At 73.7% G+C, this 17,500-nt stretch carries 13 protein-coding genes; 8 read left to right on the forward strand and 5 right to left on the reverse strand.

The features are described 5' to 3' along the window. Positions 1-28 precede the first annotated feature (28 nt). Complete coding sequence (lgt, locus tag ACIBI5_RS26210) at positions 29-829, forward strand: prolipoprotein diacylglyceryl transferase (protein WP_397251050.1); 801 nt, start codon at positions 29-31, stop codon at positions 827-829. 17 nt (positions 830-846) lie between these two features. Here the strand turns inward: lgt and ACIBI5_RS26215 are convergent, their stop codons facing one another. Both ACIBI5_RS26215 and ACIBI5_RS26220 read right to left on the reverse strand, forming a co-directional pair. Next, the gene (locus ACIBI5_RS26215) at positions 847-2,556 is read right to left on the reverse strand and encodes an ABC transporter ATP-binding protein (RefSeq protein ID WP_397251052.1); all 1,710 of its coding nucleotides are present in this window, start codon (positions 2,554-2,556) and stop codon (positions 847-849) included. Next, positions 2,553-4,193, reverse strand: a complete 1,641-nt coding sequence (locus ACIBI5_RS26220; RefSeq protein WP_397251054.1) for an ABC transporter ATP-binding protein — start codon at positions 4,191-4,193, stop codon at positions 2,553-2,555. Before ACIBI5_RS26220 ends, ACIBI5_RS26215 begins: the two co-directional genes overlap by 4 nt. Positions 4,194-4,335: 142 nt before the next feature. Between ACIBI5_RS26220 and ACIBI5_RS26225 the strand changes: the two genes are divergently transcribed. From ACIBI5_RS26225 to ACIBI5_RS26245, 5 genes are read left to right on the forward strand one after another with little or no spacing between them, the layout of a single operon-like run. Next, a complete protein-coding gene (locus tag ACIBI5_RS26225) occupies positions 4,336-5,301 on the forward strand; it encodes an ABC transporter substrate-binding protein (RefSeq protein ID WP_397251056.1) in 966 nt (321 codons plus the stop codon). A gap of 7 nt (positions 5,302-5,308) precedes the next feature. Then, positions 5,309-6,187: a siderophore-interacting protein gene (locus ACIBI5_RS26230; RefSeq protein WP_397251058.1), complete on the forward strand. Its 879-nt coding sequence runs from the start codon at positions 5,309-5,311 to the stop codon at positions 6,185-6,187. Continuing rightward, positions 6,168-7,211 carry a FecCD family ABC transporter permease gene (locus tag ACIBI5_RS26235; protein WP_397251060.1) on the forward strand — a complete coding sequence of 348 codons (1,044 nt, stop codon included), beginning with the start codon at positions 6,168-6,170 and terminating at the stop codon, positions 7,209-7,211. The genes ACIBI5_RS26230 and ACIBI5_RS26235 overlap by 20 nt, the downstream gene beginning before the upstream one ends. Further along, positions 7,208-8,263 carry a FecCD family ABC transporter permease gene (locus ACIBI5_RS26240; protein WP_397251062.1) on the forward strand — a complete coding sequence of 352 codons (1,056 nt, stop codon included), beginning with the start codon at positions 7,208-7,210 and terminating at the stop codon, positions 8,261-8,263. The genes ACIBI5_RS26235 and ACIBI5_RS26240 overlap by 4 nt, the downstream gene beginning before the upstream one ends. After that, positions 8,260-9,168: an ABC transporter ATP-binding protein gene (locus ACIBI5_RS26245; protein ID WP_397251064.1), complete on the forward strand. Its 909-nt coding sequence runs from the start codon at positions 8,260-8,262 to the stop codon at positions 9,166-9,168. The genes ACIBI5_RS26240 and ACIBI5_RS26245 overlap by 4 nt, the downstream gene beginning before the upstream one ends. A gap of 219 nt (positions 9,169-9,387) precedes the next feature. On the opposite strand, the gene ACIBI5_RS26250 is transcribed toward ACIBI5_RS26245, so the two are convergent. Then, the gene (locus ACIBI5_RS26250; protein ID WP_397251066.1) at positions 9,388-10,008 is read right to left on the reverse strand and encodes a TetR/AcrR family transcriptional regulator; all 621 of its coding nucleotides are present in this window, start codon (positions 10,006-10,008) and stop codon (positions 9,388-9,390) included. A 73-nt stretch (positions 10,009-10,081) separates the two neighbouring features. Here ACIBI5_RS26250 and ACIBI5_RS26255 point away from each other — a divergent pair, with 73 nt between their 5' ends. Next, the gene (locus ACIBI5_RS26255; protein WP_397251068.1) at positions 10,082-11,911 is read left to right on the forward strand and encodes an amidohydrolase; all 1,830 of its coding nucleotides are present in this window, start codon (positions 10,082-10,084) and stop codon (positions 11,909-11,911) included. Here ACIBI5_RS26255 and ACIBI5_RS26260 read toward each other — a convergent pair. Further along, complete coding sequence (locus tag ACIBI5_RS26260) at positions 11,904-12,605, reverse strand: DJ-1/PfpI family protein (RefSeq protein ID WP_397251070.1); 702 nt, start codon at positions 12,603-12,605, stop codon at positions 11,904-11,906. The genes ACIBI5_RS26255 and ACIBI5_RS26260 overlap by 8 nt on opposite strands. Positions 12,606-12,676: 71 nt before the next feature. Then, positions 12,677-16,351: a hypothetical protein gene (locus ACIBI5_RS26265; protein ID WP_397251072.1), complete on the reverse strand. Its 3,675-nt coding sequence runs from the start codon at positions 16,349-16,351 to the stop codon at positions 12,677-12,679. Between the two features lie 261 nt (positions 16,352-16,612). On the opposite strand from ACIBI5_RS26265, the gene ACIBI5_RS26270 reads away from it, so the two are divergent. Next, a complete protein-coding gene (locus ACIBI5_RS26270; protein ID WP_397251074.1) occupies positions 16,613-17,485 on the forward strand; it encodes a diacylglycerol/lipid kinase family protein in 873 nt (290 codons plus the stop codon). Positions 17,486-17,500 lie beyond the last annotated feature (15 nt).

Here is a 17,500-nt window from a genome sequence, read left to right on the forward strand (position 1 = left end):
CGGCCGTGGCGGAACCAGACTCTACGGCGTGACAGCCATCCCCAGCCCGTCCCAGGCCGTCTGGCATCTGGGCCCGATCCCGATCCGCGCCTACGCCCTCCTGATGGTCCTCGCCATCCTCGCCGGCGCGTGGGTGACCCGGCGCCGCTGGGCCGCCCGCGGCGGCGATCCCGGCGCGGTGGGCGACATCGCCACGTGGGCGGTGCCGTTCGGCCTGGTCGGCGCCCGGATCTACCACGTGGCCACCGACTGGCAGCCGTATTTCGGTCCCGGCCGGGATCCGCTGCGGGTCTTCGCGATCTGGGAGGGCGGCATCAGCATCTTCGGCGCGCTCGCCGGTGGCGCGCTGGGTGTGTGGCTGGCCTGCCGCCGGCGCGGCATCCCGCTGCGTGACTTCGCCGACGCCGTCGCTCCCGGGATCGCGATCGGGCAGGCGATCGCCCGCTGGGGCAACTGGTTCAACCAGGAGCTGTACGGCGGGCCGACCACCCTGCCCTGGGCGCTGGAGATCGACCCCGCCCACCGGCCGCCCGGCCTGGAGTCCACGGCCACCTACCATCCGGCGTTCCTCTACGAGTCGCTGTGGAACCTGGGCGTGGCCGGCTTCGTCATCTGGGCCGAGCGGCGTTTCCGCCTGGACCGCGGCCGGACGTTCGCCCTCTACGCCGCGGCCTACGCCGCCGGCCGCGCCTGGATCGAGTGGTTGCGCATCGATCCCAGCTACCACCTCGCCGGGCTGCGGCTCAACGACTGGACGGCCCTGCTGATCTTCGCGGCCGCGGTCGTCTACCTGGCGGTCACCAGGAAGCCCACACCTCGGCATCACTGATGACCGCCGCGGGCGTGTCAGTCGCCCTCGTGGGCGTGGTGGCGGGTCCAGGCGGCCCAGTGGCCGGCGTAGCGGCCGCCCGCCTGCCTGAGGTCGTCGTGGGAGCCGTCCTCCACGACCCGCCCGCCGTCCATGACGACGACGCGGTCGGCGCCGGCGGCCTGGGTGAGGCGGTGCGCCACGATGAGCGCGGTCCTGCCGTCGATGGCCTGCTCGACGGCCCGCTCCAGGGTACGCGCGCCGGTGCTGCCGGCCTCCGCGGTGGCCTCGTCGAGCACGGCCAGGGCGGGGTCGGTCAGGACCAGGCGGGCCAGGGCGAGCTGCTGGCGCTGGGCCCCGGTGAGCCGGTGCCCGCCCTGGCCGACGACGGTGGCCAGGCCGTCGGGCAGCGCCTCGGCCCACTCCAGCGCCTCGACCGTGGCCAGCGCGGCGCGCAGGTCGTCGTCGGTGGCCTGCGGGCTGGCCAGGCGCAGGTCGTCGGCGAGGGGGCCGGCGAAGACGTGGACCTCCTGGGTGACCATCGCGATCCCGGCCGGGGCGCGCACCGTGCCGGTGGTCGGCTCGTGCACCCCGGCGACGATCTTGGCCAGGGTGGTCTTGCCCGCGCCGCTCGGCCCGACCAGCGCGACCCGCTTGCCCGGCTCGATGTCCAGGTCGACGCCGTGCAGCACCGGGCGGCCCGGCTCGTAGGCGTGGCCCAGGCCGCGCACGCTGACGCCCTCGCCGTGGGTCTGCCGCGGGGCCTCGGCGGCGACGTCGGCGACGCCGATCAGCCGGGCGAGGCTCGCGGTCGCCGCCTGCGCGTCGTCCAGCAGGGCCAGCGCGGTGTTGATCGGCCCGAACAGGTTGAGGAAGTACAGGGCGGCGGCGGTGGCCGTACCGACGGTGACCGCGCCCTCGCCCACCAGCAGCACGCCCGCGGCCAGCACCGCGGCCAGCCCGATGTACTCGCCGATGTGCAGGCGGCTGTAGAAGCGCAGCATCAGGTGCACGCCGCGCATCGTCAGCTCCACCGCGGCGCGCGAGCGGCCGTCGACGCGCGCCAGGTGGTCGGCCTCGGCGCGCAGGGAGCGCACCGTGGAGGCGCCGGCGAGCGTGTCGAGGAGCTGCTGCTGCTGCTCGCCGGTCGCGACGCGCTGCGCGGCGTACAGGGGTACGGCGTTGCGCACGTACCAGCGCCCGGTGTGCAGCTGGACCGGGATGGCCAGCAGGGCGGCGACCATGAACCGCCAGTCCAGCAGCGCCATCGCCACCAGGGTGAGGACGATCGACAGCAGCGAGCGGGCCAATGCGGGCAGCGCGGAGCGCACGGCCTCGGCGACGCGGGCGACGTCGCCGGTCACGCGGGAGGTGAGGTCGCCGGAGCCGGCCCGTTCGACCCGTTCCAGCGGCAGGGCCAGGGCGCGTTCGACGAAGCGTTCGCGCAGTTCGGCCAGCGCGGTCTCGCCGAACCTGGCCACCAGGACGAGTCCCCAGGAGGTCAGCAGGCCCTGGACCACGCCGACCAGCACCAGCAGGGCCACCGGGGTGGTGAGCAGGGTGGCGGGCTGGCGCCCGGCCACGAGGTCCACGACGTACCCGAGAAGGGGCTGGACGAGCAGGCCGACGGAGGTGGCGACGATGAGCAGGCCGAAGCCCGCCGCGGCGACGGCGCGGTGCGGACGGATGATCTCCCGGACGGCGGCGCGGGCGCGGGCCGGGGTGGCGGTGGGCAGCAGGTCTTTCACGCCAGCACCGCCTTGCGGTAGTCGGCGTTGCGCTGGAGCAGGTCGGCGTGGGAGGCGTCGTCGGCGACGCGGCCGCCGTCCAGCAGCAGGACGCGGTCGGCGGCCGACAGCAGGGCGGGGCTGGTGGTCACCACGACGGTGGTCTGCCCGTGGCGCAGCCGCCTGACGGATTCGGCGATGTGCGCCTCGGTGACGGCGTCGACGGCGCTGGTGGGGTCGTGCAGGACGAGGACGGGGCGGCGGGCGTCCAGCGCCCTGGCCAGGGCGACGCGCTGGCGCTGGCCGCCGGACAGGGAGCCGCCGCGTTCGCCGACCGGGGTGTCGGGCGGCACGTCGGCCGCGCCGGCGGCGGCCAGGGCCTCCGGGGTGCCGCCGTTGTCGGCGACGGTTCCCTCGAACAGGACGGCGTCGTGCTCGGCGACCAGCACCGCCTGGCGCAGCAGGGCGGGGTCGACCTCGCGCAGGGGTACGCCGTCGAGCTCGATCGTGCCCGATTCGGGGTCGCCGTGGCGGCCGAGGCAGTGCAGCAGGGCGGTGGCGGCGGCCGGGTCGGTGGCGGCCACGCCGACCAGTTCGCCGGCGACGATGTCCAGGTCCAGCTCGCGCAGGCCGCCGTGGGTGACGCCGCGCAGCCGTAGCGCGCCCTTGATCTGCGCGGGCAGCTCGGCGCCCGCGCCCGCGACCGCGGGCGGGGCCGACAGCAGCGCCGCCACGCGGGTGGCGGAGGCTCGGCCCTGGGCGAGCTCGGCGTTGACCCACGCGAGCATGTACAACGGGCCCTGCAGGAACAGCGCGAGCCCGACCGCGGAGACGAGCTGGCCCAGGGTGATCGTGCCGTTGGCGGCGAGCGTGCCGCCGGCCAGGGCGAGCAGCGCGATGAACGCGCCGGTGAGCGCGATCACGACGCCGTTCTGCAGCGCTTCGGCGCGGGCGGCGCGCAGGGTGGCGGCCAGCGAGGTCCGGCTGGTGTGCCGGTAGCGCTCGACCGCGGCCCGCTCGGCGCCCAGGCCCTTCAGCACCCTCAGCCCGCTCACCAGGTCGGCGGCCACGCCCGAGGCGTGGGCGGCGCTCTCCTGCTCGACCGCGCTGCGGCGCTCCAGCGGCTTGCTGAGCAGGTGGCCCAGCCACAGCAGCGCCGGCGTGCCCACCAAGACGATCAGCCCGAGTTGCACGGACGTGGTGAGCAGCACCACGCTGGCCACGGCCAGGCCGGTGAATCCGGCGACGCCGGTGAGGACCGCCAGCAGCACCATGCCGACCCGGCGCGCGTCCTCGGTGGCGATCCCGGTCAGCTCGCCCGGCAGCCGGTCGCGGTCGGCGCCTCCGCCGGGGTGCAGCACGCGGGCGACGATGGCCGAGCGCAGGTCGTGTGCCGCCTCGGTGGCGGCCCGCTCGCCGGCGCGGGCGCCGAAGCGGTAGCTGAACGACAACCCGACGTAGACCACGGCCAGGACGGCCAGCCACACCAGCAGGCGGCTCCAGCTCGCCCCCGCCACGGCCTGGTCGATGGCCAGTCCGACGAGCACCGGCACCAGGGCTTCGCCCGCCTGATGCCCCGCTCCGAGCAACGAACCCGCGATCAGCCTGCTCCGCTGACCTCTGATCGCCCCCGAGAGGACGTCCCGACCTGACCGCACCTGGCACTCCTGCAAGACTCGACAAAGATTAGGCAAGGCTAACCTGAACACGGGACCTTGATCGAGGGCGGGGTGCCCGGTATAGGTTAGGTAAGCCTATGCTAAGTTCCCGGGGCGATATCGTCTCACCACCGGAGACCCCATGCCGTACAAGCGTCTCGTCCCCCTGGCCGTCCTCGCCCTCCTCGCCACCGGATGCGGCTCGGGCTCCGGCGAAACCGCCGCCGCCGCGGTCACCACGATCAAGGACCCCAAGGGCCACGCCGTCGCCATGCCCGCGCGGCCGAAGGCCGCACTCGGCTTCTACACCACCGACGTCGACATCCTGATCACGCTCGGTATCCCGCTCGCCAAGAGCCAGCCCATCCGCGGCGACAGCGGCTTCACCACCTTCCCCGACTACTTCCCGCAGGAGCCGCTCAAGGGCGTCAAGCCGTTCCCCAACTACCCCGAGTACAACTACGAGCAGACCCTCAAAGCCGAGCCGGACTTCATCCTCAACGGCCTCGGCTACGACGACAAGGTGCACCCCCGGCTCGGCCAGATCGCGCCGACCTACACCGTCGACGCCTTCGACGGCAAGAACTGGGAGGTCCACTTCAAGCGCACCGCCCAGGACCTCGGGCGCGCCGACCGGTACGACGCCTGGAAGGGCACCTACGACAAGCAGGTCGCCCAGGCCAAGGCCGACATCGCCAAGGCCGGCAACGCCGACCTCACCGTGGCGACCTTCGGCTACTGGGAGGGCAACGGCAACATCGCCTGCTACGCCGGCGTGGCCTGCAAGGCCTTCGACGACCTCGGCCTGAAGCGCACCCCGCTCAGCGACGACGACAAGCTCACCATCAGCCCCGAGCAGATGGGCAAGCTCGCCGACGTCGACGTCGTCTGGGTCTCGGTCGGCGTGGGCGAGGAGGGCAAGAAGGAGCTCGCCACCATGCTCGGCACCCTGGGCCAGAGCCCGGCCTGGCGGGCGCTGCCGTTCGTGAAGAACAAGCGCATCTACACCTACAACATGGAGATCGCGTACGGCTCGCCGAGCGGCCAGCAGGCCTTCGTGGAGCAGGTGCGCAAGGACCTCACCGCCAACCCGAACCTGGCCGGGTGAGGCGGCGATGCGCATCTTCCGCACCGAGGTGAGCGCCGTCACCCGCCTGAGCGCCACGATGATCCGGGTCACGCTGGCCCTGGCCGAGGACTTCCCGACCACGGGCGTCGGCGACGAGTACGTGCGCCTGTTCTTCCCGCACGGCGACGACCGGCGCGAGGTCTCCCTGCCCGAGCCGCACGGCGACTACTGGCGCACCCCGGAGGGCGCCCCCGAGGCGCCGATGCGGACCTACACCGTCCGCGCGGCCCGCCCCCGGGAACTGGACGTCGACTTCGTCGTGCACGACGGCGGGATCGCCGCCCGCTGGGCCCTCGGCGCGCGGCCGGGCGACGTCCTCGGCCTGAACTCCCCCACCGGCCTGTACGAACCGCCCGCCGACCTGCGCTGGCAGGTGCTCGTGTGCGACCTCACCGGCCTGCCCGCGATGGCCCGCCTGATCAGCGGCGTGCCCGAGCACGTCACCACCAAGGTGATCGCCGAGATCCCCGGCGACGACTCCAGGCTCGACCTGCCGCACCGGCCCAACGTCGAGGTCACCTGGCTGCACGGCGGCAACGCCACCGGCCCGAGCCGGCTCGAGGAGGCCGTGCGCGCCGCGGTACCGCCCTCCCGTCCGATGGAGGGCGGCTACGTCTGGGTCGCGGGCGCGACGGACACGCTGCGCGCGGTGCGCCGCTACCTGCGCAAGGAACGCGGCCTGCCCGCCGACCGGTACAAGGTCATCGGCTACTGGACGCCGAACGGCGAGGCCTGGGCCGAGCGGTTCCGCACGCTGCCCGCCGACGACCAGCGCCGGCTGGACGCGATCTGGCAGGACACCGCCCGCGACGAGGAGGACCTGCGCGACGACTACGAGGCCGAGCTTGAGCGTCTCGGCCTCTGAGCCGGGCGGCGGGCGCCTCGCGCGCTCGCCCGTCCCGCTCTTCGCCTGGCTGCTCGGCTGCGTCGTGCTGCTGCTCGCCGCCGTGCTGCTCAGCCTGATGGTCGGCTCCGCCGCCATCTCGCCGCAGACCGTCCTGGCCGCGCTGCTCGGCAAGGCCCACTCCGTGGAGGCGCGCACCGTCATCGAGCTGCGGGTGCCGCGCACGGTCCTCGCCATCGTCGCGGGCGGCGCGCTCGCGGTGGCCGGCGCGCTCATCCAGGCGCTCACCCGCAACCCGCTGGCCGACCCGGGCATCCTCGGCGTGAACGCCGGCGCCGGCTTCGCGGTCGTGATCGCCGTCGCCTTCTTCGGCGTGACCGGGGTGCCCGGCCGCATCGGCGCCGCGCTCACCGGAGCCGCCGTCGCCGCCGCCGTGGTCTACCTGATCGGCTCCATGAACCGCGCCCGCACCGCGGGCCCGGTCACGCTCGTGCTGGTCGGCCTCGCCTTCGGCGCCGTCCTGCAGGGCCTGGCCGGGGCGATCACGCTCGTGCGCCCGAAGGCGTTCACGCTGATGCGCCACTGGGACACCGGCGCGCTCAACGACCGCACGCTCGCCATGGTGGCGCAGGTCCTGCCGCTGATCCTGCTCGGTCTCGCCATCGCCTTCGTCGTCGCGCCCTCGCTCAACGCCGTCGCCCTGGGCGACGGGCCCGCCAAGGCGCTCGGGGTACGGCTCGGCCCCGTGCGCACCGGCGTGGTCGCCGCCGTCAGCCTGCTCTGTGGCGCGACGACGGCGCTGGCCGGGCCCATCGGGTTCGCCGGGCTCATGATCCCGCACATCGTACGCTGGCTGTTCGGGGTGGACCAGCGGTGGATCGCCGCCTACAGCGCCGTGCTGGGCGCGGTGCTCCTGCTCGTGGCCGACGTCGCCGGACGCCTCGTGCTGTGGCCGGGCGAGCTGCCCGCCGGGATCGTCACCGCGTTCGTGGGCGCGCCGTTCCTCATCGTGCTGGCCCGGCGCAAGGAGGCGAGCGGCCTGTGAGCACCCGCGTCAAGCTCGACACCGGCCGGCTCGAGTGGGCCGTCCGCACCCGCCTGCTCTCGGCCCGCCTGGACCGCCGCACCCTCGTGGTGAACCTCGCGCTGGCCGCCGTCATCGTCGTGACCGCGCTGGTCTCGCTGGGCGTCGGCGACATCTTCGTGTCCCTGCCCGACGTCCTGGCCACCTTCTACGGCGGCGCCTCCCGCGCCGACACCGTCGTCGTGCAGCAGTGGCGCCTGACCCGGGTGCTGCTGGCGCTGCTGCTCGGCTTCGGCCTGGCCGTCAGCGGCGCCCTCTTCCAGTCGCTCACCCGCAACCCGCTGGGCAGTCCCGACGTCATCGGCTTCAGCACCGGCTCCTACACCGGCGCCATCGTGCTCATCGCCCTCTTCCACGCGCCCACCGCCGTCATCTCCTTCGGCGCGCTCGCCTCGGGCCTGGCGGTGGCCGCGATCGTGCTGGCCCTGTCCTACCGGGGCGGCTTCCGCGGATTCCGGCTGATCGTGGTCGGCATCGGCGTCAGCGCCGTCCTGAGCGCCCTCAACACCTGGATCATGGCCAAGGCGCAGCTCCAGGTGGCGATGTCGGCCGCGATCTGGGGCGCGGGCAGCCTCAACTCCGTCGCCCCCGACGCCCTGCCGGTCGCCGCCGCCGGCATCGCGCTCTTCTCCGCCCTCGCTCTCCTGTACGGCTCCCGCATCCGCGCGCTCGAACTCGGCCAGGACGCCGCCGACGCCCTCGGGGTCCGCTCCCGGCATACCCAGGTGGCCGTGACCGGCGCCGGCGTCGGCCTGGTCGCGATCGCCACGGCGGTGGCCGGGCCGATCAGCTTCATCGCGCTGGTCGCGCCGCAGATCGCCGCCAGGCTGACCGGCCGCGGCGGCTGGTCCCCCATCGGCGCCGGGCTGACCGGCGCCCTCCTGCTGCTGCTCGGCGACACGGTCGCGCGGGTGGCGTTCCTGCCCGTCCAGCTTCCGGTGGGCGTCGTCACCACCAGCCTGGGCGGCCTCTACCTGATCTGGCTCCTGGTACGCGAAGCGAGACGCCTGTGACCATCGCCCACCCGAAATCCACCCCGATGCCCACGGACCCCGCCGTGACCCCCGCGCTGACGTCCGCGCGGACCTCTGCGCCGGCCTCCGCCGCGACCGCGGGCGGCGACGTGAGCGGGGGCGCCGCGCCGCTCGTCGCCGAGGGCCTGTCGCTCGGCTACGGCTCCGGCCTGATCATCGACGGCCTTCACCTGGAGATCAGGCCCGGCTCGTTCACGGTCGTCATCGGGCCCAACGGCTGCGGCAAGTCCACGCTCCTGCGCGGCCTCGGCCGGCTGCTGCCGCCGCGCGCCGGCCGGGTACTGCTCGGCGGGCGCGACCTGCACAAGCTGGCGCCCAAGGAGGCGGCGCGCGAGATCAGCGTGCTGGCGCAGAGCTCGATCGCCCCCGACGGCATCACCGTCGCCAACCTGGTCGCCCGCGGCCGCTTCCCGCACCAGGGGCTCTTCCAGCAGTGGACGGAGGCCGACGAACGGGCCATCCACGACGCCCTCACCGCCACCGGCACCTTCGACCTGAGCGCCCAGCGGGTCAACGCCCTGTCCGGCGGGCAGCAGCAGCGCGTGTGGGTGGCGGTGGCGCTGGCCCAGCAGACCCCGATCATGCTGCTCGACGAGCCCACGACGTACCTCGACGTGGCCCACCAGGTCGAGCTGATGGAACTGTTCACCGACCTGCAGCACGCCGGCCGCACGATGGTCGCCGTGCTGCACGACATCAACCAGGCCATCCGCTACGCCACCGACCTCGTGGTCATGCACGAGGGCCGCGTCGTGGCCTGCGGAAACCCGTCGGAGATCGTCACCGCCCAGCTGATCTCCGACGTCTTCGCCCTGGACTGCTCGGTGTTCCCCGACCCGCTGACGGGCCTGCCCATGATGCTCCCCGCCAAGCGCGAGCGCTGACCCGAAAAGCCACCGAACTCCCCGGAAGCCGGACCTACCGAGGCCCGGACACCGGGCAGGGCGGCCACCGGGCTTCCCAGGCGTCGGGTATGCGGGTTCCGGGCATGGCGGAAGCCGGACTCCCCGGGAGCCCAGCTTCGCGGGAGCCGGACTTCCCGGAGCCGGACATTGCGGGAGCGGGACATTGCGGGAGCCGGGCCTTTCGGATGCCGCTGCTGGTCATCGAGGGTCGAGGTCGCCGAGTTTCCCGGCGGCCTCCGCCAGCGCCGCCCGTACGGCCTGCGCCTTGCCCAGCCGCCCGATCAGGACGTGCACGGCCAGCCCGTCGAGCAGCGCGTTGAACGCGGGCAGGAACTCCTCCGCGCGCACCGGCCGGAAGGTGCCGTCGGCCACGCCGTCGGCGATGATCGCGGTCAGGTCGCGGGTCCACCCGCTGTCGATCGCGTCGGCCGTCCTGCTCATCTCGCTGGCCGAGGTCGAGCGCAGCCACGCCTCCAGCCACAACTTCCACGAGGCGTCGTGGCGGCCCTCGGGCAGGTAGAGCCGGATGTAGGCGGCCAGCCGCGCGCCCGGGGCGGTGACGGCGGCCAGGTCGCGGGCCCGGCGTTCGGCCAGGTCGCGCTCGCTCCACCGGAACGTCTCGGCCAGGATCTGGTCGCGTGACTGGAAGTAGTACAGGACCCGCGCCGGGCTCATCCCGGCGCGCTCGGCGATCTGCTGAACCTGGATCTCGCTGACCGGCTGCTCGGCGATGACCTCCAGCGCCGCTTCGAGGACGCGCCTGCGGGCCAGCCTGCCGCGCTCCTGGGTTCTGCCCCGCGGTTCGGTCGGTTCTGCCATGAGTTCGATCCTCCCCCTTGACGCACAGCCGTACCAACTTAAATTTGATTCAAGTTTAGGATCGGAGGAGTCCATGAGGCGGTTACTGGCAGCGCTGCTTCCGCTGGCCGCCGGCGCGGTGGTTCCCGCGCAGGCGGGCGCGGACACGGTGCTGAGGCACGGGTTCGTCTACACGGTCGACGCTCGCGACAGCGTGGCCGAGGCGGTGGCGATCGACAACGGGAAGATCATCTATGTCGGCGGCGACGCGGGCGCGCGACGTCACATCGGCACCAAGACCAAGGTCATCGACCTCAAGGGCCGCATGGTGATGCCCGGCCTGCACGAGGGACACATCCACGACATCACCCGCGAGGACCGCAAGACCTGCGACCTCAAGGCGGAGCCGCTCACGGTCGCGCAGTTCCGGAGCCGCGTCAAGGCCTGCCTGGCCGATCCGGAGCTGGGCGCGGAGCCGGACGACTTCCTGAACGTGACGAACCTCTACATGCAGTTCCTGCGGCCCGCCGGAACCACCCCGCACAAGCGGATGCTCGACGGGCTCGGCACCACCCGCCCGATCATCGTCTCCGCGGCGGTCACCGGCCACACCACGCTGGTCAACCAGAAGGCCCTTGACCTGGCCGGAATCACCAAGAACACCCCCGACCCCGACGCCGGCCGGATCAACCACGACAAGAACGGCGAGCCGAACGGCCTGCTCGAAGACGCCGCCGCCCGCCTGGTCACCAAGCTCATCCCGCCACCGCCTCCCCTGTCCCCCGAACGCGCCGCCGAACTGGCCGGCCTGCGGATGCGCGACTTCAGCCAGGAGGGCATCACCAGCTTCTTCGTACCCGGCAGCGACGCCGCCACGGTCACGACCTTCCAGAACCTGCGTGGGGCGGGCGGCCTGACCGCCCGCGCCCACTTCGCCATCTCCACCCGCATCGGCGACCTGCGCGAACCTAGGAAGCTGTACGCCGCCCTGGCTAAGATCCGCAAGGAACTGGAACGCCCCAGCCAGATCCCCCTGCCGGTCCGCGCCTGGCGTCCGGGCAAGCAGGAGGGCCCGCGCCTGGTCGCCGAGCCCGCGGTCTCCGTCGACGGCGTCAAGATCCTGCTCGACGGCATCGTGCAGTACCCGGGGCAGACCGCGGCCCTGCTCAAGCCGTACCTGGACGCCAAGGGCAAGCCGCGCAAGGACAAGTCGGCCCGCGGCGAGCTCTACATCGGCGCCCAACTCCTCAACCCCGTCGTCGCCGAACTGGAGCGGCTCGGCTACCAGTCCCACATCCACGCCATCGGCGACCGCGCGGTCAGGACCGCCCTCGACGCCTTCGAGGCGGCGCGCAGGGCCAACCCCGGCATCCGGGCCCACCAGACCATCGCGCACGCCGAGGTGGTCGACCCCGCCGACTACCGGCGCTTCGCCACCCTGGACGTGACCGCGTCGATGGGGCTGCAGTGGGCCAAACCGGCGCCCGACTCGACCGACGCGGTCAAGCCGTACCTGGGCGCGCGGTTCGACCTGTACGAGCCCACCAAGCCGATCACCCGGGCCGGCGGCAAGGTCTCGCTGGGCAGCGACTGCTGCCTGGACCCGTTCGACCAGTGGTTCGGGCTTGAGGCGTCGATCCTGCGTGAGGCCGACTGGGGCAAGGACTTCCCGCAGTACGCCGGGAAGGTCAACGCCCTGCCCGGCCTGTCCCGGCGCGAGGCGATCAGAGCCGTCACGATCAACGGCGCCTACCAGATGCACCAGGAGAAGGTCACCGGCTCGCTGGAGACCGGCAAGCTGGCCGACCTCATCGTCCTGAACCAGAACATCACCAAGGTCGCGCCGGACGACATCTCCCGGACCGACGTCCTGCTGACCATGGTGGGCGGAAAGGTGGTCTGGGCCGCGAAGCCGTTCAGCTGACGGTCTTCAGCCGGGCGGCGAGACGGCCGGCGAGGGGGTGGTCGCCGAGGCCCTCGCGCACCCACTGCTCGGTCAGGGCGGTGTACAGCTCCTTCGGCGCCCGCTCCCAGTCCGGCCTGCCGTGCGGCGGGCGCGGGTCGTACTCCAGGGCGTACTGCACGGCCCGCGCCACGTCGAGGCCGGCCAGTTCCGCGGTCAGGTGCAGGGCCATGTCGATGCCGGCCGAGACACCGGCGGCGGTCAGCACCGGGCCGTCGGCCACCCAGCGCTCGCGGACCGCGATCGCCCCGAACTCGGGCAGGACGTCGAGCATCGACCAGTGCGAGGTGGCGCGGCGGCCGTCGAGCAGGCCCGCCGCGCCCAGGATCAGCGAGCCGGTGCACACCGACGTCGTCAGCCCGGCGGCGCCGCGCACGTAGGCGAGCAGGCGCTCGTCGGCCATCGCGCGCAGGGTCGGCGCGCCGCCGCCGGGGACCACGATCACGTCGGGGGCGGGCACCTCATCGAAGGTGTTGCCGGCCCGCACCCGCAACGGCGTGTCGGTATCCCAGGTCTCCAGCCGTTCCCCGACCACGACGACCCGGAACTCCGGGCGCATCGCCGCGAGAGTGGACAGCACCTGCAGCGGGCCGACCAGGTCCAGGATGGTACAGCCGGGGTAGAGCACGAACGCGATGGTCTTCTCGGTTGCCATGCCCCCATCCTGACCGCCCGGGACCGGTCGCGGCCGGCGCGTGTCCGCAATCTTGGGAAACCTGGCAGCGATCATGGGCAGGGCCGGCGGAAGGGGAGACCGGGAAACGCCTGGCTCCAGTCGGCGGGGGTGAGCGCGGGCCTGGCCCGCGCACAGACGCGGGCCGCCGCCGTCGCGGGGTCGACCGGCCACAGCCGGACGGTGTGGTCCTCGCTCGCGCTGGCCACGTACTGGCCGTCGGGGCTGAAGGCCACCGCGTAGACGCGGTCGGCGTGCCCGGTGAGGGTGCCCGCGGGGCGCGGGCGCCGGGGGTCGCGCACGTCCCACAGGCCGACGGTGCGATCGAGCGAGGCGGTGGCCAGCCCGCGGCCATCAGGCGAGAAGGCGACGCCCTGCAGGGCGTCGGTATGGCCGATGAGCTGCGACAACGGCCGGATCCCCGCGCGATCGGCCACGTCCCACAGGCGGGCGGTGCGATCCAGGGAGGCGGTGGCCAGCATCCGGCCGTCGGGCGAGAAGGCGACCGCCTGCAAAGTCTCCGGCTGCTGGGGGCTGGTGGCCAGCCGTACCGGCCGCTGGGGGTCGCTCACGTCCCACAGGACGATCACGACGCCGTTCAGCGTCGCCAGCAGATGGCCGTCGGGGCTGAAGGCCAGGCCCGTCGCGCCGTTGCCGCCCTCGCGCACCGAGCCCGCCGCGCGCGGGCGCGCCGGCTCGGACAGGTCCCACAGCCGTACGACGGGGTCGCCCGCGCCCGCGCTGGCCAGCAGATCGCCCCGAGGGGCGAAGGCCACCGCGCGGATGCCCCCCTCATTGGCGGCGCCGATCACCGCTGACGGAGACGGCCGGCTCCGGTCGGCGACCCGCCACAGCCGCACGGCGCCGTCGACGCCGCCGGTCGCGGCCAGCACCCCGGACGGGTGGAAGGCGACCGACTCGACCTGCCCGGTGTGGCCGCGCAGCCGCGGCAGCGGGGCGGGCCGGTAGGGGTCGGCGACGTCCCACAGCCCCGCGGTGAAGTCCTCGCTGCCGGTCAGCAGGGTGCGGCCGTCGGGGCTGAAGGCCACGGCCGACAGCGCCGCCGGGTTGCCGCCGAGGACGGGGCCGGGCAGGCGGGTGAGCAGCGTGGTGCCGTCGAAGGCGGCCGAGGCGAGCATGCCGCCGCCGGGCCGGTAGGCCAGCGCCCAGACGACGTCGGTGTGCCCGGTCAGCACCGTGGCGGGGGCGCGCGGCTCGGCGACGTTCCACAGGCGGATGGTGTGGTCCCAGCCGCCGCTGGCGAGCTGACGCCCGTCCGGGCTGAAGGCGAGCGCCTGCAACGGACCGCTGTGCCCGGTCAGCACGGCGGGACTGCGCGGCTCGGCCACCTCCCACAGCCGGACCCGGTGGTCCCAGCCGGCCGTCGCCAGCAGGCGGCCGTCCGGGCTGAACGCGACGGCGGTGACCTTCTCCCCGTTGCCGCTCAGGCGGCGCAGCAGGCGCGGGCGGCGTGGGTCGGCGGTGTCCCAGAGGGCGGCGGTGCCGTCGTCCCCGGCGGTGACGAGCGTGGCGGTCGTGGGGTGGAAGGCGAGGGCGGTCATGGTGGAGCGGTGCGCGGCGCGCGTGGACAGCAGGCGGGGGTCGCCCGCGTTGGCGATGTCCCACAACCGCAGCCTGCCGTCGCCGCCGGCCGTGGCCAGGATCGTGCCGCCGCCGCCGATCGCGACGGCGTAGACGGGCCCGGTGTGGGCGGCGAAGGCGGCCAGCGGCTTGGACGGGCCCGCCGCCGCGGCCCACCACAACTGGACGGTGCCGTCGTACAGGCTCGCGACCAGCAGGCGGCCGTCGGGCGTGAAGCGCAGCGACTCGATGTCGTCGCTCGCCCCGGTCAGGTCGGCGAGCTTGTCCGGCGGGCCGTCGTCGTGGACGCGCCAGAGCCGGATCGTGCGGTCGTCGCCGCCGCCTGCCAGGACCCGGCCGTCGGGGCTGAAGGCCAGCGTGTTCATCTCGTGAGGAAGGCGGTCGCCGAGCGGGGTGGTGAACGCGCTCAGCAGGCTGCCGCGCGCCTCCAGCGTCGGCGTGAGCCGGAAGGCGGCGAGGCTGAGCTGGGCGGCCAGCGGCGCGTTGGCCGTGCGCAGCTGGATGGCGCGCTCGGCCACGCGCTGGGACAGGGCCGTGTTGCGCTGGCCGGTGGCGGCCTCCTGCTGGCTGCGCGCGTACCCGGTGGCGGCCCCGGCGATCACCACCATGGCGGTTAAAACGGCGATGAGCGCGCGGGCGGCGAGCACGCGGCGGCGGGCCTGGCGCTCCTCGCGCTCGCGCGCGGCCAGGCTGGCCGCCAGGAACTCCTCCTCCGGCGGGCTCAGCGCGGGCCCCTGGCGCTCGGCCCATTCGCGCGCGGCCGCCAGCCGCACGCCCCGGTAGAGGGCGCCGGGGTCGCGGCCCAGCGACTGCCAGGTCTCGGCGGCCTCGGTCAGCCGCTGGTGGGTGCGCAGCCCTTCGCGGTCGGCGGCCAGCCAGTCGCGCAGGCGCGGCCAGGAGCGCAGCAGCGCCTCGTGGCCGATCTCGACGCTGTCGTGGTCGAGCACCAGCAGGCGGGCGGCGACCAGCTGCTCCAGGACTTCGGCCGTGGCCTCGTCGTCACCGAGGCGCCGCCGGTGCACCCGGCGTTTGGTGTCCTGCGCGCCCTCGCCGAGTACCGTCAGGCGCAGGAACAACCGGCGGGCCAGCCGCCGCCGGTCGGGCGGGAGGTGGGTGTAGACCCGCTCGGCGCTCTGGGCGATCGCGCCGTCGATGCCGCCGGCGGCCTCGTAGGCGGCCAGGGTGAGCGTGAGCCCTCTGCGCCGGCGCCAGGTCTCCAGCAGCACGTGGGAGACGAGGGGCAGCACGCCGTTCTGGCCGGCCGCGTCGGCGACGATCCGGGCGGCCAGCGCCCCCTCGACCAGGCAACCGGCGTCGGCGGCCGGACGGACGACGGCCTGGCGCAGTTCTTCCACGCGCATCGGCCCGATCGGGACGTGCGCCCGGCGCAGCACCTCCAGCAGCCGGGGCTCGGCCAGGCAGTGACCGTAGAAGTCGGCGCGCACGCCGATCACCACGCGGTGCCCGTCGGCGGCGCCGACCAGCAGGTCGATGAAGCGCGCCCGCTCACCGGGATCGCGGCAGAGCGTGAAGACCTCCTCGAACTGGTCCACGATGATCAACGTCTCGCCGTCGCCAGGCGGCGCCCAGTCGCGCGCCGGGTGCGCGCCCGGCGTGAGCACGACCACGGGCCACGGCCGCGCCCCGGCCTGCACGCGCGCCTGCAGCCCGGCGCGCAGCACCGACGACTTGCCCGACCCCGACGCGCCGAGCAGCGCGACGAACCGCTGCTCGCCGATGCGCTCCAGCAACTCCTCCACGAGCGCCTCACGGCCGTAGAAACGCTGCGCGTCCGCGGCCCTGAAGGGCGCCAGTCCCAGGTACGGCGCCGCCTCGTCGGCGACCGGCTCCGGCTCGTCGTTCTCCCGGCCGCGCAGCTCCCGCCAGCGGCGCTCCCACTCCTGCGGCTCGCCGCCGCACGCGCGTACGTAGGCCAGCGTGACCGCGAGCGTCGGCAGCCGCCGGCCCGAGGCCGCCTCCGACAGCGTGGCCGCGGCGTAGTGCGCGCGGCGGGCCATCTGCCGGTAGGTCAGGTCACCCGCCTTGGCGCGCAACAGCCGCAGGTCCGCGGCGAAGCGCAGGACCTCCGGATCGTCTCCCTCCAACGGACGCTCAGGCCGCGGCACCGCGCCTCCCCCAGGATCGCCTTGCCTTTACTCAAACCGAAGTCCGGACGTTGATCAACCCTGGAAGATTGTTCGCCGCATTCGTCGCTCATAACGCCCTATGAGCCTTACGAGCTGCGGACTTACTTGCGGGAAACCACGGAAGCCGGCTCGGAGGAATTGTTATCAGCGGTTTCTTGCCTTTGTCCGACGGCACATGTCAAGGACGCTCCGCTACGCGACGCGATGATTCACCGGCCCGCCACCGGGCAGCCGTACACCATGCGAAAGGTCGCGGTCATCGCCCACCGCAAGAAGACCCTCGGCGGAGGCCTGGACGAGCTCCGCCGCCGGATCACCGACCGGGACATCGGCGGACTGCTCTGGTACGAGGTGCCCAAAAGCAAGAAGGCGCCCAAACAGGCGCGCAAGGCCCTCGAAGAGGGGGCCGAGCTGATCTTCGTCTGGGGCGGCGACGGCACCGTGCAACGCTGCGTCGACGCCCTCGCCGGAACCGGGGCCGTCCTGGCCGTCGTGCCCGCCGGCACCGCCAACCTCCTCGCCCGCAACCTCGACATCCCCGAAGACCTCGAAGAAGCCGTCCGGATCGGCTTCGAAGGCCGCCGCAAACCCCTCGACCTGGGACGGATCAACGGCGAGCACTTCGCCATCATGGCCGGCGTCGGCTTCGACGCCGACATGGCCGCCGACGTCGACGGCGGGCTGAAACGACGGCTGGGCCGCCTCGCCTACGTCTGGACCGGCCTACGGCACGCCGGCGACACGACCACCCCCACCCGCATCACGATCGACGGCGTGAAATGGTTCTCCGGCGAGGCCGGATGCGTGCTCCTGGGCAACGTGGGCACGATCACCGGCGGCATCGAGGCGTTCGACGACGCCCGGCCCGACGACGGCTGGCTGGAAGTGGGCGTCGCCACGGCCAAGAGCAGGCTGGAGTGGGGACGGCTGCTCGCGCGGATGGCCACCGGGCGCTCCGACGAGTCGCCGTTCGTCCGCATCACCCGGGCCAGGAAGGTCACGATACGGCTGGCCGTACCGCGGACCTATGAGCTGGACGGCGGCGCCCGCGACCGCGCGACCAAGCTCAAGGCGGACATCCTGCCCGGCGGCATCACCGTCTGCGTCCCCTGACCCGCGCGGCCGGCC

The organism is Nonomuraea sp. NPDC050540 (assembly GCF_044457485.1).
Classification (GTDB): Bacteria; Actinomycetota; Actinomycetes; order Streptosporangiales; family Streptosporangiaceae; genus Nonomuraea.

What these genes read in the sequence shown, in the direction of transcription:
- ACIBI5_RS26225 (WP_397251056.1), top strand. Translation starts at nt 4,336, where the DNA reads ATGCCGTACAAGCGTCTCGTCCCCCTGGCCGTCCTCGCCCTCCTCGCC.
- ACIBI5_RS26260 (WP_397251070.1), bottom strand. Translation starts at nt 12,605, where the DNA reads ATGGCAACCGAGAAGACCATCGCGTTCGTGCTCTACCCCGGCTGTACC.
- ACIBI5_RS26250 (WP_397251066.1), bottom strand. Translation starts at nt 10,008, where the DNA reads ATGGCAGAACCGACCGAACCGCGGGGCAGAACCCAGGAGCGCGGCAGG.
- ACIBI5_RS26270 (WP_397251074.1), top strand. Translation starts at nt 16,613, where the DNA reads ATGCGAAAGGTCGCGGTCATCGCCCACCGCAAGAAGACCCTCGGCGGA.
- ACIBI5_RS26255 (WP_397251068.1), top strand. Translation starts at nt 10,082, where the DNA reads ATGAGGCGGTTACTGGCAGCGCTGCTTCCGCTGGCCGCCGGCGCGGTG.
- ACIBI5_RS26230 (WP_397251058.1), top strand. Translation starts at nt 5,309, where the DNA reads ATGCGCATCTTCCGCACCGAGGTGAGCGCCGTCACCCGCCTGAGCGCC.